This window comes from Lysobacter sp. CA196 (genome assembly GCF_052078695.1).
Taxonomy (GTDB): Bacteria; Pseudomonadota; Gammaproteobacteria; order Xanthomonadales; family Xanthomonadaceae; genus Lysobacter.
The window spans coordinates 71,724-94,559 of record NZ_JBQJIN010000015.1; the positions used below are offsets into that span (position 1 = coordinate 71,724).

General features: G+C 64.6%; 18 protein-coding genes and 1 pseudogene. 7 read left to right on the forward strand and 12 right to left on the reverse strand.

Annotation, left to right across the window (positions count from 1 at the left end):
• Nucleotides 1–369: 369 nt before the first annotated feature.
• The 3 genes from ACTOWK_RS14590 to ACTOWK_RS14600 form a co-directional block, all read right to left on the reverse strand.
• The gene (locus ACTOWK_RS14590) at nt 370–2,667 is read right to left on the reverse strand and encodes an endonuclease/exonuclease/phosphatase family protein (protein WP_441330853.1); all 2,298 of its coding nucleotides are present in this window, start codon (nt 2,665–2,667) and stop codon (nt 370–372) included.
• Nucleotides 2,668–2,981: 314 nt separating this feature from the next.
• Nucleotides 2,982–3,827, reverse strand: coding sequence for a hypothetical protein (locus tag ACTOWK_RS14595; RefSeq protein WP_441330854.1), 846 nt, complete (start codon nt 3,825–3,827; stop codon nt 2,982–2,984).
• A 145-nt stretch (nt 3,828–3,972) separates the two neighbouring features.
• Nucleotides 3,973–4,662, reverse strand: a complete 690-nt coding sequence (locus ACTOWK_RS14600; protein ID WP_441330855.1) for a hypothetical protein — start codon at nt 4,660–4,662, stop codon at nt 3,973–3,975.
• A gap of 299 nt (nt 4,663–4,961) precedes the next feature.
• Here ACTOWK_RS14600 and ACTOWK_RS14605 point away from each other — a divergent pair, with 299 nt between their 5' ends.
• Nucleotides 4,962–5,615 (forward strand): glutathione S-transferase family protein, encoded by a 654-nt coding sequence (locus ACTOWK_RS14605; RefSeq protein WP_441330856.1) that lies wholly within the window; start codon nt 4,962–4,964, stop codon nt 5,613–5,615.
• A gap of 78 nt (nt 5,616–5,693) precedes the next feature.
• Here the strand turns inward: ACTOWK_RS14605 and ACTOWK_RS14610 are convergent.
• Nucleotides 5,694–7,226, reverse strand: a pseudogene (locus ACTOWK_RS14610) (amidase).
• A 289-nt stretch (nt 7,227–7,515) separates the two neighbouring features.
• Between ACTOWK_RS14610 and ACTOWK_RS14615 the strand changes: the two are divergent.
• Entirely contained in the window at nt 7,516–7,935 is a 420-nt protein-coding gene (locus ACTOWK_RS14615; RefSeq protein ID WP_441330857.1) for an H-NS histone family protein, read from the forward strand.
• Between the two features lie 311 nt (nt 7,936–8,246).
• On the opposite strand, the gene ACTOWK_RS14620 is transcribed toward ACTOWK_RS14615, so the two are convergent.
• Nucleotides 8,247–9,086, reverse strand: a complete 840-nt coding sequence (locus ACTOWK_RS14620; protein WP_441330858.1) for a LysR family transcriptional regulator — start codon at nt 9,084–9,086, stop codon at nt 8,247–8,249.
• 111 nt (nt 9,087–9,197) lie between these two features.
• Here ACTOWK_RS14620 and ACTOWK_RS14625 point away from each other — a divergent pair, with 111 nt between their 5' ends.
• The gene (locus ACTOWK_RS14625) at nt 9,198–9,692 is read left to right on the forward strand and encodes a lipocalin-like domain-containing protein (RefSeq protein ID WP_441330859.1); all 495 of its coding nucleotides are present in this window, start codon (nt 9,198–9,200) and stop codon (nt 9,690–9,692) included.
• A gap of 66 nt (nt 9,693–9,758) precedes the next feature.
• Nucleotides 9,759–10,103, forward strand: coding sequence for a 5-carboxymethyl-2-hydroxymuconate Delta-isomerase (locus tag ACTOWK_RS14630; protein WP_441330860.1), 345 nt, complete (start codon nt 9,759–9,761; stop codon nt 10,101–10,103).
• A gap of 89 nt (nt 10,104–10,192) precedes the next feature.
• Here the strand turns inward: ACTOWK_RS14630 and ACTOWK_RS14635 are convergent, their stop codons facing one another.
• Together ACTOWK_RS14635 and ACTOWK_RS14640 are read right to left on the reverse strand one after the other, a co-directional pair.
• Nucleotides 10,193–10,843 carry a hypothetical protein gene (locus tag ACTOWK_RS14635; protein ID WP_441330861.1) on the reverse strand — a complete coding sequence of 217 codons (651 nt, stop codon included), beginning with the start codon at nt 10,841–10,843 and terminating at the stop codon, nt 10,193–10,195.
• Nucleotides 10,844–11,036: 193 nt separating this feature from the next.
• Nucleotides 11,037–11,927, reverse strand: coding sequence for an AraC family transcriptional regulator N-terminal domain-containing protein (locus ACTOWK_RS14640; RefSeq protein ID WP_441330862.1), 891 nt, complete (start codon nt 11,925–11,927; stop codon nt 11,037–11,039).
• Between the two features lie 134 nt (nt 11,928–12,061).
• Here ACTOWK_RS14640 and ACTOWK_RS14645 point away from each other — a divergent pair, with 134 nt between their 5' ends.
• A complete protein-coding gene (locus ACTOWK_RS14645) occupies nt 12,062–12,817 on the forward strand; it encodes an SDR family NAD(P)-dependent oxidoreductase (protein WP_441330863.1) in 756 nt (251 codons plus the stop codon).
• Here ACTOWK_RS14645 and ACTOWK_RS14650 read toward each other — a convergent pair.
• Nucleotides 12,805–16,314, reverse strand: a complete 3,510-nt coding sequence (locus tag ACTOWK_RS14650) for a PAS-domain containing protein (protein ID WP_441330864.1) — start codon at nt 16,312–16,314, stop codon at nt 12,805–12,807. The genes ACTOWK_RS14645 and ACTOWK_RS14650 overlap by 13 nt on opposite strands.
• Before the next feature lie 376 nt (nt 16,315–16,690).
• On the opposite strand from ACTOWK_RS14650, the gene ACTOWK_RS14655 reads away from it, so the two are divergent.
• Together ACTOWK_RS14655 and ACTOWK_RS14660 are read left to right on the forward strand one after the other, a co-directional pair.
• Nucleotides 16,691–18,274, forward strand: coding sequence for a proprotein convertase P-domain-containing protein (locus tag ACTOWK_RS14655; protein WP_441330865.1), 1,584 nt, complete (start codon nt 16,691–16,693; stop codon nt 18,272–18,274).
• Nucleotides 18,275–18,794: 520 nt separating this feature from the next.
• The gene (locus ACTOWK_RS14660; protein WP_441330866.1) at nt 18,795–20,033 is read left to right on the forward strand and encodes a trypsin-like serine peptidase; all 1,239 of its coding nucleotides are present in this window, start codon (nt 18,795–18,797) and stop codon (nt 20,031–20,033) included.
• Nucleotides 20,034–20,568: 535 nt separating this feature from the next.
• Here the strand turns inward: ACTOWK_RS14660 and rpmG are convergent.
• The 4 genes from rpmG to ACTOWK_RS14680 form a co-directional block, all read right to left on the reverse strand.
• Nucleotides 20,569–20,733, reverse strand: a complete 165-nt coding sequence (gene rpmG / locus ACTOWK_RS14665) for a 50S ribosomal protein L33 (protein ID WP_064746009.1) — start codon at nt 20,731–20,733, stop codon at nt 20,569–20,571.
• A gap of 13 nt (nt 20,734–20,746) precedes the next feature.
• Complete coding sequence (rpmB, locus tag ACTOWK_RS14670) at nt 20,747–20,983, reverse strand: 50S ribosomal protein L28 (protein WP_031370657.1); 237 nt, start codon at nt 20,981–20,983, stop codon at nt 20,747–20,749.
• A 458-nt stretch (nt 20,984–21,441) separates the two neighbouring features.
• Nucleotides 21,442–21,777, reverse strand: coding sequence for a lipid-A-disaccharide synthase N-terminal domain-containing protein (locus ACTOWK_RS14675; protein WP_435395354.1), 336 nt, complete (start codon nt 21,775–21,777; stop codon nt 21,442–21,444).
• 8 nt (nt 21,778–21,785) lie between these two features.
• Entirely contained in the window at nt 21,786–22,526 is a 741-nt protein-coding gene (locus ACTOWK_RS14680) for a glycosyltransferase family 2 protein (protein ID WP_441330867.1), read from the reverse strand.
• Between the last annotated feature and the right edge of the window lie 310 nt (nt 22,527–22,836).

Consider the following 22,836-nt stretch of genomic DNA (forward strand, 5'->3'; position numbering starts at 1 on the left):
CGTGCAGGGCGACGCGAAGCGGTGGGTTATGGCCGGTGTATCGTTTGCGCGCCGTTGTGGCGGAATGTTTGCCCCGAGTGAAACCGAATCGGGTTCACTCCAGCCGTGTCCGCTCCGGGTCGAAATCAGTCCCTCGCACTCGCGGCCCGGAACTGAGCTTCAGAACCTGGAAGCCCAGCTAGGTTGTGCAGCCAGTATGAAAACTCCGACCGCGCCTCCAACACAGTGCCGAGCCAGCGTGAGAAAATCGGGTGCGAGTTCGTTGCGGGACTGAGATCAATTGCCGCCCGCCGAACCGCTGGATCGTAGGAGCATTGCTCTACGCGGGTTAGCGGTACGGTGCTCGCAGGCAGAGCGTGTCTTACGTTGTCAGATCGGAAGGAAATGCGTGACTGAGCAGTAGAATCGATACTTACCATCATCGAAGTCGACCAAGAAGTAGCCGTGCAACGTGCCGTCCTGTTCGCGATATTCCATATGGAAACTCGGGCTTCCCTCGCAGGCGGCGAAGGTGGGAATCGTAACGGTCGCGTCGTCATCTCCAACCGCATCGACTTCAATCAGGTCGAGCTTGTAGCTGTCAAGATAGCGCACGACCCCTACCCACGGCTCAAGGTCTTTCGTACCGCCCTGGTTGAAGGGGCCGATGTCGCCGCGCGCAACCGACTTGATTACGGATCCGTCCGTCGTCATGCGCAGCCTGATGTCGTCGGCACCGGCTTCGGATCCTAGGAAACCGTCGGTTTCATCCGAACAGTAAAGGGATAATTGCCGTCCTGGACGCCCGCCCTGCAAGCCGTAGATGTAACTGAGGTTGGACGACCACTCTACCGTGAATTCGTGGGCCGAGTAGTTTTGCGACGATCCAGGCGGAAACCTTGGGTCTTCGCGACGCACCAGGACATAGAATCTCTCGCGTCTGGAGGTCGCCCAGGAGATAGTGGTTTCCCGGCGCTGGGCAGGTGCCGTGTCGATGTGAGTCAGGCTGCCGTCCTCCTTCTGCAGCAGAAGGAGCAATGTGTAGATGGGGGCGTCTTCGTCGTGGCTGAGGCGGAACGCCACGGTTTGTTCGCCTCCAGCGTCTGCACGGTCGGTATCGACGCAGAACCAGACACAGTCATGCTCATTCCACGGGGTGTTCGGATCATCCACGTTGAGAGGCCCGTTGTTCGCAGTTGCGTGCGACATCTTGCAGCGCGATGGCAAGGAGATGGCTTCCATTCGATTAGCGCCAGTGAACCGGTGCGCGTGCAAGGTGTACTCTGCACGCGCCGTACGATCCGGAATGAAGACGCGCACGAAGAACGGTGCTGTCGGCAGGACGAACTTGGTTCCATAGTGGTTGGAAGCAGTCGTCTGTTCGGCTTGGAAGCGGTAGGCCGAATAAGGCTGACTCAGATTCGTGGCTAGATAAATCTCAAAGGCAGGATCCGTGGCCCCACCCGTGCGTTGGATCCTGAAGGCATAGGCGCCGGCTTTATCGAAGCGATGCCAGCGCATCGCTCCGGGTGTCAGCAACCCCGCGTTGTGCCAGTCGATGAAATTCCCGGGTGCCACGATAGCGGAAGGAACACGGCAATAGGCTGATTCGAGGGAGAAATGGGCGCGCAAGGGGTAATGGTCACTGGTGAATGAGGACCGCTCTCCATCCACCACCGGATTGCTCTGCATTAGTTCGTGCGCGATCTGGAGGTGCTGCGCTACCAGGCGACGACCCCGGCCGCCGGGTGTTCTACCAAGAATGTAGTCCAGGCGCTTTCCGGGAATTGTGGTAAGCCCCTGATCCCAGGCGTTGCCGTAAGGCATTTCTATCTCGCCGGGCAGGGGCCCGTGCTGGGCATAAGCAAGACCCGGGGATTGCTCGTGTACCCACAAGTCGAAGAGCGTGTTGGTGAAATAGCTTGCGGGGTTGTTGAAATATGAGGTCCATTCATCGCCGGTCACGCCCGCTCTTCCCGGGTTGCCCGGCTGATAGGCGCCGGGCACGTTCAGATCGCCCATGAAGAAGACCTGGTGGTTGTCGGGAATGGGCGTACCCGAAACGCTGCCGATCAGGTTTGCGACCTCCGTGAATTGTCCCAGGCGATCTTCTCTATGCTGTTCGTCGCTCGTGTAATCGGCTTGGGCATGGCTCAGTACCACGTCGCACGGGTTGTAGGTGACGTCGAGCAGCACCCGGGCGAGCAAGGCGCCCTTTGCGGCGAGTGAGTCGTCGCCGCTTGACAAGGTGTACGGCCAGAAGACAACGATAGGATTGCCGCTGCTGTCGCGGGCGAATGGATAGCGGCTGAAAAGCATGAGACCGCTGTCTTCGAACTTCGTGTTGACCAGGCCAGCGAGCCCGTAGGCTGCCAGCACCACACTAGTCGTGAGCAGTGTGGCGGTCTGTGCGAGTTGGAGCCCAAGAAAGTTCAGGTCGCACTTATGTACCGCCCACGGGTATTTTGCGCTCAGTTGGTTCTTAAGTATTTCGCGCGCGTCCTCGTCAAATACTTCCATCAGCCCAACGATGTCGTAGTCGTATGGGCTTGCCAGGATGCGCTTGGCGATGATGCGGGCGCGCTTCTCAGCGGTTTCCTCAATGAAAAGGTCACCAGCGTCGCCGGCTTCCATACCCCATGACCGGAGTTGCGTGTTGAAGCTGAGGAGTCGGACCGAGTCAACCATTGGGCTCTCCTTCGTAGTGAACGGTCACTCTGGCTTAATCCGCGCCTCTTGCCGACGCGGCCCCGTGCCGTCACTGGACGTCACCTAATGTAGTGACGGCAGCCAGCGCGGTGATCGGTCACGGTGGGGCTCGGAATCAGTCTTCCTACGCGCTGAGCCGTTCGTCGCGAGTCTGACGACTGGGGCGGGATCCGACCGCGCGCGGATTAAATGCCCGCCATGAGTGGAAAGCCGCTAGCGAATGTCCGCTAGCGGCCAGAAACGGCCATCCGTCTGTCTACGAAGCGCGGCCGGTCCATTGCCACGCGGCCCGCCTAGGGGTTGCCGCGCAGAGCGGCTAGCCTCGGGCGCAGCGCTTCTCCAAGTTCCTGTATTCCCTGAGCATTGGGAAGGTACGTGAGATAGCGAATATGGCGCAGGTCAAAAGGGATGTCGTCCGCGTTCTGCGTTATCAAGATAACCTCGCGCCCAAAAGCGTGAGCTAGGCCGATCTCGTAGAACACATTTGGATTGCGACCCGTGCAGTCACAGATCACCACTGAAGCCCTGTCGATAAGTCCAACAACATCTTGGATCACCGCATCTGCATTCCAGATATCGTCGGCCCTGAGACATTCCATCCCGATTGAGGTGGCGATTTCTTGGAGCTTCGCGTAGACCGGACCGAACTGAGGTGCGAACGGCATCATTGCTGCGCAAAGCGTGCGGTCAATGCGCTCCGGCGCCGAAACGGCGAAGGCTGTCGGAAGGCGGCGGGAGGGTCTCTGATGCCTCGCGAGAAAACGAAAGAGATCAAAGTCGTGCACGGCCCAGTGTGTTCGAGTGAATACCGTCAGTCCTATCTGCAAACCAGAATTCGTCAGCAACTCGCCAGCCACAGCAGGCAATAACTGGTCGTAGTGATATTCCAGATTAACGTTAGTGCCCACGATCCGAGCCTGAGTGATGTACCCGACGTAGGCAGTTGGCAGCACGCCACGAGACTGCTCACTAAGGAACAGAGTCGGCAGCTTGATCAACTCTGCAAAGTTGGTCGTGTTAGCTGCGCCTGGTTGGAATCGAGCAACGATTGCCTCATCCGTATACTCAAATATGCGTGAAAGCGGAAACGAGTCAGCGTTATCCCGCCAGCCGTTCGCCGAGAATATGGCGCTATACATTTAAGATTTCCCTGCCGATGCCGGAGTCTAATATGCCAGTCTTCGAGCGGCTTCGCTTGTGGCCGGCATTCCACATCGTGGCGGCCCAGCATTTCTTGAAATACGTAGGCGAAGGTCATTCGCCGAATGCGATTGTCACACTCGGTTATGCGCTTCCTCGCTGCTCAAGCTTCGCGGCTCTCTCCTTCGGTGACTTCTGCTGGTAAGGCTGCCCCGCTGGTGTCAGAAAAGCACCTTTAACATCGAGCCATCCATCATTGGCATCTTCGGGATAGAAGGACGACCAAGGGTCGATGCCAGCCATTATCAGTTTCGGGCCAGTGCGCGAGACGAAGAGATCCTCAATCTGCCCGACATTTCCTATCCGCCTCTCGCACAGCCAAGCCTTTGAAAGCTTTGGATCCAGCGTTGCCGAGACTAGACCTGCCTTGCCGAGACTGGATTCCTTGTAACCGAAGTCGCTTGAATATCTATGCATTACCACATCGGTTGTGGCGAATCCTTCCAACTCAGCTCTCAGTTCGCTGATTAGCTCAGCGTTCATCGCGAGGCCATTAGCGCGGTCAATGCGAAACTGCCCCCTGTAGCCGGTAGCGCTATTGAAGAACCAGTCAAAGAGCGGAGCACCCAGCGGGAACTGAATCACCCCACGGAGGTCCTCGGAATTGCGACCGGATTCGTCAAATCCGAATCGTGCTTCCATGGTTTCCATAGCCACACGGAGTGCTTCGCGCACAGCCGCGACCTGCTCAGACCAAGGTGGAGCCTGCCTGAGATGGAAAGCCCGCGTCGCATCATGTGTATCAAATTCGTCGAGCGTCCAAAGGTGCGGCATGGTTTGCTCAGGGGGTTCCTTGATCGACTACATAAGTGGGTCCTCAGATGACAAGATCAACGGTTCAATCCGTCAACATGGGCCTACTGCGGCGATGGACTCGCATTACACGAGCTGACAGTTGGCGCCCTATGGATTCGTCGCCAGGCGATAGACGAGGAATTTCCTATGTCCGCTTTGGGTCGGAAGCGGACGCGCGCTCATGCGCATGCTGCCGGCATCTGTCGAATTCCGCTCCGGTCGTTCGTCGTAATGAGGTAGCGGACAACTGGCAACCGGCTCACCAGGAGCGCATCAGCATGACCATCATCATTACCGCCTTTGAACGCTCGCCCGACGGCGGCAAGGGACTGGCGCGAGATACGCGCGTGCGTTGGGCGCTGGAAGAAACAGGGCAACCCTACGAGGTTCGCCTGGTTTCGTTCGCTGCGATGAAGGAGCCCGCGCACCTGCGCCTGCATCCATTCGGCCAGATTCCCACCTACGAGGATGGCGATCTCGCCTTGTTCGAAACGGGCGCGATCGTCCTGCATCTCGCGCAAAACCATCCGGGCCTGTTAGCGGGCGACGCCAACGCGCGGGCGCGTGCCATTACCTGGATGTTCGCCGCGCTCAACACCGTGGAACCGTCGATCCTCGACCTCGTCGTCGCCAAATTCCAGGAAGGCGACCGGCCCTGGGCCAAGCAGCGCTTGCCCCTGGTCGAAGATCGCATTCGCCATCGGCTGCTCCAACTGTCGACCCGCCTGGGCGATGCCGACTGGCTCGATGGTGCGTTCAGTGCGGGCGATCTGATGATGGTCTCGGTGCTGCTCAGGCTGCGACCGTCGGGCATCCTCGACGAATTTCCGGCCCTGGCCGCCTACGTCGCCCGCGGCGAAGCCCGGCCCGCGTACCAGCGGGCCTTCGCCGCGCAATGGGCGGTCAATGCTGCCAAGCCGCAAGGCGGCTGAGGGTTCGGGTTGGGTCGGGCATCGTCGTTCGGAGCAACGGTCGGCCTTCGGCCCGATGCAGACGCTCGGCCGTGGGTGTTAAGCCCCGAAACCAGGTGGCGCCTGAAAACCGCCAAGCTCTTGTGCGATGAGTCGGGCTACTTCAATGGTGGTCTGATCGCCATATTCCGGACCGATAATCTGCAAGCCGATCGGAAGCCCATCGCTCGACAATCCACTGGGAAAAGCGGTGCTCGGCAAGTAGGCGGCGGTCGCAAGCCCTATCCAAAATTAATGCTCGTAATGCGAAGTCGGTGCTTGGTCGACGGCGAGAACCCTCTCATGTTTGGGCCGATGATCGTGTTCGTAGGCCGTTGTTGCGGAGATCGGGCATATCACCACATCCCAATCGTTGAAGAAGGCGCGCCACCGTAGCCGGTGGTTGGTGCGCGCCTCATCGTGATCGGACCAGCTTCGATGATCCAGTACGCGGGCGCGCATCACCACCGCTAACGGCGATTCGTCGTTCGCATCGAACTCTGCAGCCGCCCGCTGGGCATCGGAATAATATTCATCGGGAAGGCCGACAAGTCCTGCCGATGCCAACAGGTTCAGATAGGTTTTGTGCGATTCCCTTGCGGAGATTTCGGGGCGCGCCAGATCGGAGACCACCGCGCCGGCCCGAGCGAGAACCTCCCCGACTTCCTGCACGCGATCGGATATCTCGACAGAGGTAGGAATGCAATCCTCCTTCGGCCAAATCGCTACGCGCAAGCCTCGCAACGTGCGCGCCTTCGGCGGTGGAAGCGCTAGCCTCCAGCCCGACGACCGGAACCGGTCAGGACCCGCTACAGCATCCAGAGCCAGCGCCAGATCTTCCGCACTTCGCCCCATCGGCCCGACGACATTAAAATCCGGCGCGGATACGACGCCCAGGGGATTGTGGCCAAGCGTTGGAACGATTCCATAAGTGGGCTTGTGCCCATACACGCCACAGAAGTGAGACGGGTTTCGGATCGATCCAGCGATATCGGAGGCAAATTCCAAGCCGGTCAAACCGGCCGCCAGCGCGGCGGCCGATCCACCGGAAGAGCCACCCGGCGACCTCCCCGTATTCCACGGGTTGTTGGTTGTGCCGTAAATATCGTTGTAGCTCTGCCAGTCCGCGAGTCGCAGCGGGACGTTCGTTTTCCCAATGAAATGGGCGCCGGCTGCCTTCAGGTGCTCGACCACCGTGGCGTCGTTCGCGGCGAGGTTGTCCCGTTGCTCCGGCACGCCCCAGGTAGTCGGCAATCCAGAAATATCGAAGGCTTCTTTGATCGTCATCGGGACGCCGTGCAGCGATCCCAATCGGTGCCCCCGGGCAAACGACTCATCCGCCAACTTCGCCGCTTGCAACGCGCGTTCGAAATCCCTGACCACGACGGCATTCAACGCTCTATCGAATTGCTCGATGCGCTCGATGTAGTACTGAGTGAGTTCGAACGAGCTGACTTGTTTTCGCTGGATCAGTTCCGCCAGGTCGGTCGCCGACGAAAAAGCCAGCTCTCCCGATGCGAGGCCATTCTGCGCAGATGAAACTGCAGTGCCGCCTGACGCTCCAGGAACGTCGCGCCTGGAAATCGGATTCATGATTGTCCTATCTGTAGGCCGGCGGTCTTCAATCGAGGGTGCTTCCGCCCGTGATTCTTGCGGGCTTGTCTTGCGATGCCGGAATTCTAGCGGAAACACAAGTGGCCGCGACGGGGCGCCTCGCGCCCAACTTCATGGCCCAGGAGGGCCTTAACCAACACTTTCGCCAGGCGTTGGTCATGGCATTCTTCGCCCATCTGGCCGCAGCTTTCGGCCCGAAGCGCATTCTCATTGGGCTACCGGCGTTATTGCTTGACAGCTCGATGGGTATGGCTGGACCCTTTACGGCATGAATATCGATATCGAAAAGCTCAGCCTGGCGGAACTGACGTCCCTTTTGACCGCCGCGGAGCAGCGGAAGAAGTTGATATCCAGCCGTCGTCCCATTGCCTTGGTGCGCCGAAAAGTGATCGCACTGGTTGCTCAGTACGGTTATACGATCGAGGACCTCTATGGGGACCGGCCGGTAGCTGAGATTGCTCCCAAGAAGCGAGCGCCGCGGCGAAAGGCGAGCAAGGTGGCTGCCAAGTACCGCGACCCGGATAACAAGCGCAATACCTGGTCGGGCCGTGGGCGGATGCCGCTGTGGCTGGTGCAGAAGACGAAGTATGGTCGGAGCGTCGCTGACTTCCTGATCCCCGGCCTGGCAAGGCCCACCGCACGCAAGAACAGTTCAATTGGCCAACGGACGCTCGTCAAGCAGGGCTGACGCAGCATCCTGGATGCGCGGAAGGCCGTGCGGGCTGCATTCGGGCTCTTATGCTGCGCGGTTACACGCGTTAATGGTCAGCCGCCACCAGCGCTCCCTTATCCAATCGTCGCAACTTTCGCAGGCGAATTGGAAGGTGATCGAGACGTCCCAGGGGCGGCAACAACTTCGCCTTTAGGTACGCTTTCGGCCGACAGCGGTCATTGCTGTTGCCGACAACACGGTCGGTTCCCAAGAGGCCATTGCGGTTGCCGTTCCACATGGGGCGCGAGTCGTGGTTGATACAACCCTTGCGCCGTGACTAGGCTCCTTCACTGAAAGGCCAATGTAAGGACGCGCAATGCATCGCGCGTTCGCCGGTCGCTGAGGTTGCTATACAGCATCACGTCCTGCGGACGTATCGGCGGCAGCGACAGAAGCCCGCCGACGTCGACCGTGCCCGGCGGCGCCGCGCGCCGCGCCAGCAGCGCCACCGCGAGGCCGGCGACCGCGGCGGCGCCCAGGATCGCGGCGCCCTTGCCGACGAAGACTTCGCGCCATTCGACGCCAGCCCGATCAAGCGCCCGTACCGCCTCGATACGGATGCGGCAGGATTCGCCTTGCGTAGCCAGCGGTAACGGCTGGCCGGCGCGCGGCTCCCAGCCGGCCGCTGCGAACCACGAGAAGGATTCCGCGAACACGATCTTGCCCCGCTTGCCACGGTCTTCGGGGCGCAGCACCAGCACGGCGTCGAGTTCCCCCCGTTCCTGGGCTTGCATGAGCTCCTTGGTGCCGGCGATGCGCATCTCGACCAGCAGATTCGGATCGTGGTCGCGTATCTGTCGCAGCAGTAGCGGGAGTTCGCTGCGGACCAGTTGTTGGTTGATGCCGATCGCCAACCGGCGCTGCTCGGTGTCGAAGGCGGCGGCCGCACGGTCGTGGGACGACACCAGTTCGCGCGCCACGCCAAGAAAGGCGAGTCCCTCGACCGACAGGCGAACGTGCCGCGGCGTGCGTTCCAGCAGGCGGCGGCCGAGTTGCCCCTCCAGGCGCTGCAGCTTGAGGCTTACCGCGGATTGGGTGGTGCCCAGCACGTCGGCTGCCCGGGTAAAGCTGTGCAAGTCGGCCGCCAGCAGGAAAGCCCTGACCGCGTCCACGTCCATCGCCTTCATCTGTAAGGATTCGATTTCGAAATGGCAGATATCTTTGTAAATGCATTTTTCATATCTATCAAGCGACTTAGGATGGGGCCGGTCGACCCCCACTCATAAGGACTCACCGCGATGAAACCATTGACCGGCGCATTCGTCGCCATGCTGGCGGGGTTGGCCGCCCGCGACGTACCCGTGCCGACCGGCGTCTTCCCACTGCAAGGCACCTGGAGCCTGGTCGCCGCGGACAAGCTCCTGCCGAATGGGGAGACGACACGGGACTACGGCGAGAACCCGAAGGGCAGGCTCGTCGTCGATACCAAGGGGCGGTACTCGCTGCAGATCTTCAAATCCGAACGCCCGCATTTCGCCAGCGACAGCAAGGCCGATGGCAGCGTCGACGAATTCAGGTCCGCGGTCATGGGCAGCAGCACTCATTACGGCCGGTTGACGATCGACGAACGGGCGGGGGTATTGGCGTTCTCGATCGAAGGCTCGTCCTTCCCTAACTGGGAGGGCACGACCCAGAAACGCCAGTACCAATTTAACGGTGCCGAACTGCGTTACCAGGTGCCGCCCCGGGCGGATGGGAGCATCCCGGTTTCGGTGTGGAAGCGGCTTGATTAAGCCTTGCCTCGTTTCCGTTCGGAGGCGATCGCGCCTTCGATTCGCGTTTCAACCGATGGAGCCGTCATGCCGCACTTCGTTGTCGACTGTTCTCAGGGGATACTTCAGATTCATGACGAAGAATCGATCATCGCTCGGCTGCATCGGGTAGCGAACGCGTCCGGGTTGTTCGAGGAATCGGACATCAAGGTTCGCATGCGTCCCTTCGCAATCCATGCTGTCGGCGGCCGACGAGAAGATTTCATTCACACCTTCGCCTGGATCATGCAGGGGCGCAGTGTCGAGCAACGCGCTGCCTTGTCGAAGGACATCGTCAGCGAGCTGGCGGAGATGTTCCCACAGCTTCCTCGCATTGCCGCGAACATCGCCGAGTTCGAACAGGCGACCTATTTCAATCGCGCGATGATGTGACTCCCCGGTCGGGGGTTGGCGCGGTGGGTGATGTCGATCATCGGCATTCGATGGATATGCCGCCGTCAGCGAGGAAGGCGCTTGCGAGATCAATCGGCCTGTATTTCCGGAATAACCGCAGCAGCGAACGGCGCAAGCACCGTCCAACCCAGGTTCGCATACAGGCCGCGGCCGTCTTCGGTCGCCACCAGAAGCTGTTGGCTTGCTGGAGATTTTCTCGCGCTGCTCAGCGCGATCATTACCGCGACACCCAGTCCTTTACGGCGGTGGTCCTGCGCGGTTTCGATGCGGTCGTAGATGAAGGCGTCTGCGGTTTCCGCCGCGCATCCGGTTGCGGCCAGATCGCCATTCGGTGCGATGACGCTGGCTCGGGTGACAGGGCCTGCTCGATCCAGTTCCATCCGGTAGCCGGTCGGCAGGGGCTTGGTATCGAGGTTCGCTATGGCCGCCGTCATCAGATAGTTCGCTGGCTGGATCTCCCAGCGGGCGGGTAGAGCGCTTCGCAGTTCCTCATCGGAGCCGCATAGCTTCAGGTAATGCCGCGGCGCGGTGATGTCTTTGGCGATTTCGCGCAGGCCGTCGCATAGCGCCGGGAACACCCAGCGTTTCGTTTCCTTTTCCGAGTGGGTATCCACGCGAAAGCCGCCACGGTCGTGCACGGGAACCGGGGAGCCGCGGGCGATGGAGTGCGCGGCTTGCCAGGCGAACAGGAGCTTGGGATCGATGCGGGGTGCGGTCATGGCGGAGGTCGGCGAGGCTCGGCAGGGGAAGGGGCATTCTCCGACGGCCGCAGGTGCGGCGCCATTGGCTGTCGGCTATGAGGTTCCCGTGACCGCCGACTAGAGCATTGCCCGGTCTCAGGAACTAAGACGGCAGCGATAGGGCGAGACAACAGGCTCGAACGATTCGCCCGCGCAAAGCAGACGCGTTCGCTCAGGTCACCGTCCGCGCCTTGTTCTTCGCCGTCTGCGTGTCCCGCACCGGCGGCAGGCCGAACACGCGGCCGTATTCGCGGGTGAACTGCGGGACGCTTTCGTAGCCGACCGCGAATGCGGCACTGCTGGCGCTGACGCCTTCCGACAGCATCAGTCGCCGGGCTTCGATCAGGCGCAGTTGTTTCTGGAATTGCAGCGGCGACAGCGAGGTCACTTCGCGGAAGTGTTGGTAGAACGAGGACGGGCTCATGCCGGCGGCTGCCGCGAGGCGTTCGACCGGCAGCGGTTGGGCGAACTCGGCGCGCAGCACGGTCACGGCCCGCGCGACGCGTTGAGCGTTGCTGTTGGGCCAGCCCAGGCGGCGGATCGCGGCGCCGTGCCGTCCCAGCAGCAGCCAGTAGTGCAGTTCGCGCAGCAACTGGGTTTGCAGCACCGGCATCGACGCGGGGCGGTCGAGCAAACGCATCAGGCGCAGCGCCGCGTCGGCGACTTCGCTGTCGGTCGGCTCGATCCGCACGGGGAAGCGGTCGGCGCTGGGCGCCGCCTGCATTTCCGTGGCCAGGTTGGCGATGACCGCAGCATCGAGTTCCATCACGAAGGACAGGTAGGGCGCGGCGGCGCTGGCCTGGGTGATCTGGCTGACGGTCGGCACGTCGGCGGCGATCAGCAGCGAGTCGCCGGCGCCGAAGGCGAAGGTTTGCGTGCCCATCGTGACCTGCTTGCTGCCTTGCAAGACCAGGCAGACCAGCGGCCGCGAGATTTCGTGCAGCAGGCCACTGGGCGCGGTGGCGCGGATCGCAGCCAGGCCGGGAATCGGGGTGCGGGCCAGGCCGGTCGGGTCGGCGTGAGCCTGGGCGTAATGGCCGACGGTATCGAGAAGAGTGATCACGGGGCGAGCCTACTCCGTCGCTGCGGCGGCACGGGCCAGCTTGGAGGATCAGGCAAACAACGCCGAGATTCCAGCAACCGTGGGAGGGCCGCCGGTCCGATAGTGGCGCTCTCATTCGCCCCAGGAGTCGCAGCATGAGCAAGATCGCCCTCGTCACCGGTGCCAGCCGCGGGCTCGGCCGCAACACCGCACTCAACATCGCCCGCCACGGCGGCGACGTCGTCCTCACCTATCAACGCCGGTCCGAAGACGCGGCCGCCGTCGTCGCCGAGATCGAGGCGATGGGGCGCAAGGCGATGGCCCTGCCGCTCGACACCGGCGACGTCGCCGCGTTCGCTCCGTTCGCGCAGACCTTGCGGTCGGCGTTGCAGGACAGGTGGCAGCGCGAGCACTTCGATCACCTGGTCAACAATGCCGGCCACGGCGACAACGCGCCGTTCGAGCAGACCACGCAGGCGCAGTTCGACCGCCTGGTCGACGTCCACTTCAAGGGCGTGTTCTTCCTCACCCAGGCCTTGTTGCCGCTGATCGCCGACGGCGGCCGCATCGTCAATCTGTCGACCGGCCTGACCCGGTTCTCGGCGCCGGGTTGGTCGGCGTATGCGGCGGCGAAGGGCGCGGTCGAGGTGCTGACGCGGTATCTGGCGAAGGAACTCGGCAGCCGCGGCATCGCCGTCAACACGGTGGCGCCGGGCGCGATCGAAACCGACTTCTTCGGCGGCGCGGTGCGCGACACGCCCGAGTTCAACCGCCACTTCGCCGAGATGACCGCGCTCGGCCGCGTCGGCCTGCCCGACGACATCGGACCGATGATCGCCAACCTGCTGTCCGAACCAAACCGCTGGATCAACGCGCAGCGGATCGAGGTGTCGGGCGGTCAGGCGATCTGAGGCGGCGGCCGCAGCCTGACCTGCGCCGTCTGCTTCTGCGCCGCCAGGAACGCGCGTAGCGAGGCCGGTTTGATCGGTTTGGTCAGCACCCGACAGCCGCGTTCGCGCGCGGCGAGCTTGAGAGCGTCGCTGCCGTCGCCGGTCAGCAACGCGGCCGGCAACACGATGCCGAGGCGTTCGCGCAGGGCGTCGATGGTGGCGAGGCCGTCGAGGCGATCGTGCAGGTGGTAATCGACCAGGGCGACATCGGGATTTTGTTCGAGCAGCGCCAGGGCATCGTCGACGGTTGCGGCAAGCAGCGCGGTCGCGCCCCATCGGTCGAGCAGGGCGCGCATGCCGTCGAGGATTTCGCGGTCGTTGTCGATGCACAGCACGCGCAGGCCGGACAGCGAGTCGGCCACCGACGAGTTCGCCGGTTCGGCGACGGGCTGGGCGCGCAGTGCGTGCCCGCGCGGGACGAAGATCGAGAACACGCTGCCGCGGCGGATCTGCGAGCGCACGCGCAGCGGGTGGTCGAGGGTGCGGGCGATGCGCTGGCAGATCGACAGACCCAGGCCGAGGCCGCGCTCGCCGCCGCTGCCGGGCTGATCGAAGCGGCGGAACTCGTCGAAGATCTGTTCGAGGTGATGCTCGGGGATGCCGGGGCCGGTGTCCCAGACCTGCAGTTCGATGCGGCCCGGTTGCGAGGGGTCGTGATGCGGGCGCAGGCGCGCGGCCATCAGCACGCCGCCTTCGCGGGTGTAGCGCAAAGCGTTGGCGAGGAAATTCTGCAGCGCGCGGCGCAGCAGGCGGCGGTCGCTGCGCACCGGCATCGAGGCCTGGGCCAGGCGCACGCGCAGTTCCAGGCCGCGACCGGCGGCGCTCGGTGCGTACTGCGCGGCGAGTTCTCGCAGCAGTTCGCCGGCATCGAAATCGGTCAGCTCGGGGCGCAGCGCGCCGGCGTCGAGACGGGAGATGTCCAGCAAACCGTCGAGCAGGTCTTCGGCGGCGCGCAGCGAGGCGTCGACGCGTTCGGCCAGGCGCCGTTGCTCGCCGATGTCGTCGCTCTCGCGCAGGGCGGTGGTGAACAAGCGCGCGGCGTTGAGCGGTTGCAGCACGTCGTGGCTGACCGCGGCGAGGAAACGGGTCTTGGACTGCTGCGCCGACTCGGCTTCCTGGGTGCGTTGTTCGACGCGTTGTTCGAGGTTCTCGTTGGCTTCGCGCAGCGCCTGCTCGGCGCGCTTGTAGTCGGTGACGTCGCTGTAGCTGGTGACGTAGCCGCCGCCGACCAGCGGGCGGCCGACCATTTCGATGACCTGGCCGTTGGCGCGCACGCGTTCGAACACGTGCGGCGCGCCGGCGCGCAGATGGGCGAGGCGGCGTCCGACCAGTTCGTCGATGGCTTGTTCGTCGAGCGGGCCGGTGCCCATCTCGCCGCGCTCGGCGTTCCAGCGCAGCAGGTCGCCGACCGGGCGGCCGACGTAGAGCATGCCGTCGGGATAGTCGAACAGTTCCTGATAGCGCCGGTTCCAGGCGACCAGGCGCATCTCCGGGTCGACCACGCTGACGCCCTGGCTGATGTTCTCCAGGGTGGTCGACAACACTTGGCGGTTGAAACGCAGTTCCTGGTTGGCCTCGTCGAGCAGGGCCACCACTTCGCCGAGTTCCATGCCCGAGCCGCGCAGCGCGCTGGTCAGGGTGAGGCGCGCCGAGGCCGCGCCGATCGCGGCGGCGAGCAGGCGTTCGGTGAACTGGGCCAGGGCGCGGTCGGCCGGTTGCAGCGGCTGCCATTCGCGGCCTTGCTGGTGGGCATAGTCCTCGAACGCGCGGCGCGCATGGCGTTCGCCGACGATGCGTTCGGCCAGGGTGAGCAGTTCGCCGCTGCGCACGCTGCCGGCCCAGCCGCCGGGGCCGAGCGCGGGGCGGCGCACGTAGGGGTCGAGGAAGGGCGCGGCGAGCAACTGATCTTGCAGGCGCGGACGCTGCCGCACCGAGATGAACAAGAAGGCGCCGATGTTGAACAGCAACGACCAGAAGGTGCCGTGGGTCAGCGGGTCCCAGCCGACCAGGCCGAACAGTTGTTCGGGGCGCAGCCAGACGATGTCGAGCGGGCCGGTCGCGAGCCAGCCGTCGGCGATCCAGCCGCCGCGCGCGAGCGCCGGCAGCAGCAAGGTGTAGATCCACAGCACGGTGCCGGCGAACAGGCCCGAGAACGCGCCCGAGCGGCTGGCGCCGCGCCAGTACAGGCCGCCGATCAGCGCCGGGGCGAACTGCGCGACCGCGGCGAAGGCGAGCAGGCCGTGCTGGGCCAGGCCGTTCGCGCCGAGCGAGCCGCGGTGATACGCGTAGGCCATCAGCGCCAGCATCACGATGGTGATGCGCCGCACCCACAGCACCTGGCGGTCGATGCCCTGGCTTTCGTTCAAGGCGCCGCTGCGCAGCAGCAACGGCACCACCAGGTCGTTGCTGACCATGGTCGACAGCGCGACGCTGGACACGATGACCATGCCGGTCGCGGCCGAGAAGCCGCCGATGTAGACCATCAAGGCCAGCGCCTGCTGGTCGAACTGCAGCGGCAGCGCGAGCACGTAGGTGTCGGGCGAGACGCCGCTGCCGGCGAGCACGGCCTGGCCGGTCAGGGTGATCGGCACCACCAGCACCGTGATCAGCGCCAGATAGCCGCCGAACAACCAGCGCGCCGCGCGCAGGTCGTTCGGGTCCTGGCACTCCACCACGGCGACGTGGAATTGGCGCGGCAGGCAGATGATCGCGGTGAAGGCGAGCAGGGTCTGGGTGACGAAACCGGCCGGCAGGCCCGGCTGGATCACCACGTGCGCGGCTTGCTGGATGCGCTGCGGGAAGTTGCCGAGGCCGGGCAGGTGCACCAGCGCGAACACGCCGATGGCGATGAAGGCGATCAGCTTGACCAGCGATTCCAGCGCGACCGCGAGCACCATGCCGTGATGGTGTTCGGTGGCGTCGATCTGGCGCGTGCCGAACAGGATCGCGAACACCGCCAGCATCATCGCCACGTAGAACGCAGGGTCGGCGAGCAGGCCGCCGTCGGACGGCACCCCGGCCAGCACCTCCACGCTCATCGCCACCGCCTTGAACTGCAGGGCGACGTAGGGCACCGCGGCGGTCAGCGCGACCGCCGCGACCAGCGCGGCCAGGCCGGGCGCGCGGCCGTAGCGCGAGGACAGGAAGTCGGCGATCGAGACGATCCGGTGCTCGCCGGAGATCAGCACCAGGCGTTCGAGGATGCGCCAGCCGAACGCCAGCATCAGCAGCGGGCCGAGGTAGATCGGCAGGAAGCCCAGGCCGGTGCGCGCGGCGGTGCCGACCGCGCCGTAGAAGGTCCACGACGAGCAGTACACGGCGAGCGCGAGCGAGTACACCGCGGTGCGCAGCCAGCGCGCGCGCGGCGTGCGTTCGCGCTGGTCGCCGTAGTAGGCGACCGCGAACAGCAGGCCGACGTAGCCGGCCGATACCAGCAGCAGAATCCAGCCTGGGATCAAGGGCGCGGGTTCGGAATCGGTGAAGTCGGTCGAGTGTACGGCCTGGGCGCGCGGGCCGGGCCGGCGCCGGACTTCGACTTTGGCCGTGGGCCGGGCGGCAACCCGAGTGGAGGGCGGCTTGGGCGGCGCTGCACCGCCGGCACGCTCGCGCTGAGGCCGCGGTCAAGATTCGGCGATACGGCCGCGGAGGGAACCACTGCGATCACGGTTTCGGCCCGGGCGATCTGAGAGCGTGCTGCGGCGCCGGCCCGTCGCCGTGCGCTCCGACTCATCACCCCCGGCGTCTGCACCGCGACGCTGCGCCGCCGTCCGCACGGTGGCCGACCGCCGTTGCGACTGCTCTGTGCGCCATCGCCGCTCCAGGAGGGAAACCGCAATGAAGTCCGGAACCACGAAATTCTTCGCGCCCACGCTGCTCGCCATCGCCCTGAGTTCGGGCCTGGCCCTGTCCTTCGCCTCCGACGCCGTCGCCGCCGACACCGCGCCCGCGCCGCTCAAGATCGCCGAGCAGCGCAGCACCGACCTGCGCCTGGGCGCCGGCGGCAAGGCCGCGTTCGAGCCGGTCGAGATCCGCACCCCCGACGCCGCCTTCATCAAGGTGCACTTCGACCGCTTGTCGCTGCCCGAAGGGGTGATGCTCGAAGTCGCCAGCTCCGACGGCCGCGAGGTCTACCGCTACGGCAACACCCAGCGCGACCGCTACACCGTCGCCAAGGACCTCGGCCAGGACGGCCGCCTGAGCTTTTCGGCGATGTCGATCGGCGGCCCGGTCGCGGTGTTGCGCCTGGTCGGCACGCCGCGCGAGCCGTGGAACTCCGGACACGGCGTGGTGGTGACGCGTTATCTGGAAGGCTATCCCGAAGCGATGCTCGGCGAACTGCAGGACGCGAACCTGCTCGGCGGGCAGGTCGGCACCAAGTCGATCTGCGGCGTCGACGACAAGAAGGCCGTGGCCTGTTACGCGAGCAGCGATGCCACCGCCTTCGATCGTTCGCGCCCGGTCGCGCGCATGCTCAGCAGCGGCGGCAGTCTGTGCACGGCGTGGCGCGTCGGCCCCGACAACCGCATGTTCACCAACAACCACTGCATCAACACCGCCGCGGCGGTGGCCGGCGCCGAGTTCTGGTTCAACTATCAGCTCAGCAGCTGCGGCGGCGCGCAAGGCACGGTGACCAAGGTGGCCGGCGACCAGATGCTTCGCACCGACGCCACGCTCGACTACACCCTGTTCACGGTCAAGAACTTCGCGACCATCTCCAGCTTCGGCTACCTCGGCCTCGACGTGCGCGCGGCGACCGCGGGAGAGGGCTTGTTCGTTTCCGGCCATCCGGGCGGACGCCTGAAGGAACTCAGCGTGGTCGACGACCGCAACGGCGGCGGCAGTTGCCGAGTCGATTCGGCCAACGTCAACGGCAACGGCACCAACACCGACATCGGTTACTACTGCGACACCGAAGGCGGCAGCTCGGGTTCGCCGGTGATCGCCCGTTCCACGCGCAAGGCCATCGCCCTGCATCACTTCGGCGGCTGTCTGAACTCGGGCGCGAAGTTCTCGCTGATCTGGCCGCAGGTCTCGACTCACTTCGGCGGCGTGGTGCCGGACGGCGACGGCGGCGGCACGCCGGCGCCGCGTTTCGAAAACACCACCGACTATGCGATCAACGACAACGCCACCGTCGACAGCCCGGTCACGGTCAGCGGCATCAGCGGCAGCGTGCAGACGGTGAGGGTCGAGGTGGCGATCGTGCACACCTACCAAGGCGATCTGAAGGTCGACCTGGTCGCGCCCGACGGCAGTCTCTACAACCTGCACAATCGCACCGGCGGCAGCGCCGACAACATCAACCAGACCTATACCGTGACCGTCAACGAACTCGCCAACGGCGTGTGGAAGCTGCGGGTCAACGACAACGCCGCGCAGGACGTCGGCAAGATCGACCGTTGGGCTTTGCAGTTCTGAGCCACGCGGTTTGAGGCGCGGCCCGCATGCGGGCCGCGCTTCGCGCTTCCCCTGTAGGAGCGGCGCGAGCCGCGACCGCGGGGTAGCCGATCGCGCCGTCATCTCGATCCAGCGCGGTTGCGGATTATGCCGCTCCTGCAAAGGCAACAGGGCCTGGGTAATGTTGGATGCCCAAGAGTAGGAGCGGCGCGAGCCGCGACTGCGGGGTGGCCGATTGCGCCGCCATCTGGATGCGTCGCGGTCGCGGCTCGCGCCGCTCCTACCCTCAAGCACGCGCGCTCCACGATTGCGGCGCTATCCGGCACTGCGCCGCGTTCAGCTCATGCGCACACACGCGCTGCGCGCTCGATCCAAGTTCCGCACATCCGCGCCGCGAATCCGATCGAGGTCACGTTTGTACCCGGTTTCGATGCTGCGCGATGCGTCCGTGCGGCGTTCGCACTGTGCAAGCTCGTGCGCGGCGCATGCGTGCCGTTCGCAGTCGCGTAGAGAGCGCCGGATCAGAATCTTAGGAGACGACATGACTATCGCAAGGATTTCGCCGCAGACGCTCGGCCTGCTGATCGGCGCCTGCCTGTCGACCAGTACCGCCTTCGCTGCCGCCCCCCGTCCGGCGCCGCTCAGCGCCGGCCAGACGCGCGCCGCCGACCTGCGTTTGGGGCCGCATCTGGGCCTGTCCAAGTCGGCGTGGTCGCAGCCCGTGCGGATCAGCACGCCCGATGCGGCCTTCATCAAGGTCCACTTCGAACACTTCGATTTACCCGCCGGCGTGACCCTGCAGGTGTCGAACCCGCAGGGCACCGAGGTCTATCGTTATCGCCAGGGCGACCTGGGGCGCCACACGGTCGATGCCGCGCTCGGCGAGGACGGCAAGACCCGTTTCGGTGCGATGTCGATCGCCGGCAACACCGCGGTGCTGCGTTTGCTCGGCACGCCGACCGAACCGTGGGCGCCGCAGCACGGTGTGCGCGTGAGCCGTTACGACGAAGGTTTTCCGCAAGAGTTGATGGGCGAGCTCAGCGATGCCGGCCTGCTCGGTGGCGACGTCTCGGCCAAGTCGGTCTGCGGGGTCAAGGACAGCCGCCCGGTCGCCTGCTATGCCAGCACCGACGCCACCGCGGTCGCGCGTTCCAAGCCGGTCGCGCTGATCCTGCTCAACGGCACCAAGTGGTGCACGGCCTGGCGCGTGGGCGCCGACAACCGCATCTTCACCAACAACCACTGCCTCGACAGCGCCGCCGACGTGGCTGGTTCGGAGTTCTGGTTCAACTACCAGGCCACCACCTGCACCGGCACCACCAGCGGCACCTTGACCAAGGTCGCCGGCGACAAGTTGCTCAAGACCGATCAGACCCTGGACTACAGCCTGCTGACGGTGAAGAACTTCGCCGCTATTTCCAGCTTCGGTTATCTGGGCCTGGAGGTGCGCAAGCCGGTGCTCGGCGAAGAGATCTACATCAGCGGTCATCCCGACACGCGCATGAAAGAGTTGTCGGTGGTCAGCGATCGCGACGGCGGTGGTCGTTGCAAGGTCATCGACGCCGATGCCGATGGTTACGGCACCAACACCGATGCCGGCTACTACTGCGACACCGAAGGCGGCAACTCCGGTTCGCCGGTGCTCGCGCGTTCCTCGCACAAGGTCGTCGCGCTGCACCACTTCGGCGGCAACTGCAATCTGCAGGCGCCGAACCGGGGCGTGAAGATGCAGTTGATCTGGCCGCAGGTGAAGTCGTTCTTCAACAACGTGGTGCCTTGAGTCGCGGAACGCGATGCAGCCGTGCGGATTACCGCACGGTTGCGCGCGAGTGCTTCGGCGGTTGGAGGAGTTGCCGCGTCATCGACCTGCCGTCGTTCCCGCGAAGGCGGGAATCCACCGGACTTTCGTGCGAGAACGCCTGAAGACTCTGCGGCCTGGCCAGGGCGCACAGCGCCCTGGCGTTCATGGATGCGCGAGCCAGTGGCTCATAAACGCATCCACTCACCCCCGCCTTCGCGGGGATACCGGCTGGGGAGAGACGTTTAGGGATGATGAGCGATTCCCGATTCCCGATTCCCGATTCCCGAACCTCGAACCTCGAACCTCGAACCTCGAACCTCGAACCCCGAACCCCGAACCCCGAACCCCGAACCCCGAACCCCGAACCCCGAACCCCGAACCCCGAACCCCGAGTCCCGGGCAAAAGAAAACCCGCCACAGGGGCGGGTTCTCTTCTGAAGGCTTTGGATCTCCGCCTACGCGGGGATGAGGCCTTGGCAACGCCGTTCGCGCGCAGCGCAAACGGGCCAAGACATCACTTGATCTTGCCTTCCTTGTAGATCACGTGCTTGCGAACGACGGGGTCGTACTTCTTGACCTCCATCTTGTTCGGGGTGTTCTTCTTGTTCTTGTCGGTCGTGTAGAAGTGACCGGTGTTCGCCGTCGAGATCAGGCGGATCTTGTCGCGCTTGGAAGCCATGGGTCAGTCCTCCTCAGATCTTTTCGCCGCGGGCGCGGAGCTCGGCGAGAACGGAGTCGATGCCGTTCTTGTCGATGGTGCGCAGGGCATGGGCGGAAACACGCAGCTTCACCCAACGGTTCTCACTGGCGACCCAGAAACGGCGCTCGTGCAGGTTGGGGAGGAAACGGCGGCGGGTTTTGTTCATGGCATGCGAGACGTTGTTACCAGTCGTCGTTCGCTTGCCCGATACTTGGCATACGCGGGACATTACGCACCTCGAAAAGGTCTGTGCTTCCCTTGGCCAGGGAGGCGGCGGCCCCGATGCCGGCATTCGATCGAATGCGCGCACCACGCGACACGGGTCAGGATTGGAAACCGCTGCACCATGGCGGGCCGGAATCGCGTTTCCGGGTCCGCCCGGTCACCCCTAGGGGTAAGCCGGACGCAGCGAGCCGCGCATTATGCCGGCAAATGCAAGCCGGAACAAGCACTTGTGGCCGGGCAGGGGCGAAACCATCGACGCAGCCCCTGGGTAGGAGCGGCGCGAGCCGCGACCGCGGGGTGGCAGGTCGCGGCGGGAGTCCGGGATCGGCGGCGGCCTTCCCTCGGGGAGGGGCCCGCATACCGCCATTGGCGCCGTGGTCCAGTTGTCGTGGTCGCGGCTCGCGCCGCTCCCACCCTAAGAGCCAAAGCCCCGGCGATCTGTCGCGTCGAAGCCTGAGACGCCTAATGGCCGTTGCGGTCGCGGTGCCAGCCGCGGTGCTTGATGTCCAGGTACAGGCTGTAAGCGGCGGTGAAGGCCGGGAACAGGTTCTGGATCACCCCGACCGAGTCCTGCTTCTGCGAGAACACGAAGTAGCTCAGGGTCATGACGCTGCCGACCAGGCTCATGTACCAGAACGCGCGCGGGATCACCGGCTTGCCCTGGCGCTTGCTGGCGATGAATTGGACCAGCCAGCGACCGCCGAACATGAAGGCGCCGACCAGGCCGATCAGCTTCCACGGCGACATGTGCAGCCCGGTCCAGGCCAGCCAGGCGATCGGGGAGTTCATGAAGTCCATGGTGGGCCTCAGCGTTCGACGATGGCGGTGACCTTGGCCCGGCGGATCAGCCAGGCGACGCCGCGCAGATCGGCGATCCCGACCAGGGCGCGGTTGAGGTTGTTGTACTTGGACACGCCGGTGCTGCGGGCGCGATGGTTCACCGGCACGCTCACGGTCTTCCAGCCGGCGCGCTGGATCAACGCCGGCAGGTAGCGGTGCATGTGGTTGAAGTACGGCAGTTCGAGGAAAGCGGCACGCTCGAACAGCTTGATGCCGCAGCCGGTGTCGGGGGTGTCGTCGCGCAGCATGCGGCTGCGGATCGCGTTGGCCCACTTGGAGGCCCAGCGCTTGCTGCCGGAGTCCTGGCGGTTGACCCGCCAGCCGGCGAACAGCTTCACCTCGGCGCCGGATTCGGCGCGCTTGGCGAGCAGCTTGGGGATGTCGGCCGGGTCGTTCTGGCCATCGCCGTCGAGGGTCGCGATCCAGGCGCCGCGCGCGGCCTTGACGCCGTTGCGCACCGCGGTGCTCTGCCCGCTCTGGTTGACGTGGTGCAGCACGCGCAGCTCGGGCACGCCGGCCTTCAGCGCTTCCAGCGCCGCCAGGGTGCCGTCGCGCGAATGGTCGTCGACGTAGACGATCTCGAAATCGCCGCCGTCGGACGGTGCGCGGCCGCGCAGGGCGGTGGTGATTTCCTGGATCAGCGGGGCGACGTTGTCCTGTTCGTTGAACACCGGTACGACGACGGACAGTTGTGGGCTTTGCGTCATTGCTTGGAACTCGCGATGGATTCGATGCGATTGCGCCCTGGAGCGGACAGGCGAGGGCGGGCGCGCTGCGGGCGAGTGCATGCGCGACCGCCGGTACGCGACGGCACCTCACTCCGCCCGATACAGCCGGGCGGCCGGGGCGCCCGATCTTTCGGGCTGCCTCCCCCGAGGGGAAGGGAACTGCAGGGGATTCAGGTTGTTCTTGTCGGCACCGACCGCGAGCGCGGTGGAGCCAGGGTAGTGTGTCATCGCCGCGGCGAAGCGGAGCTTCACATGGTCACGGTGCCGCCGGATAGCGTCGGTCAGGCCG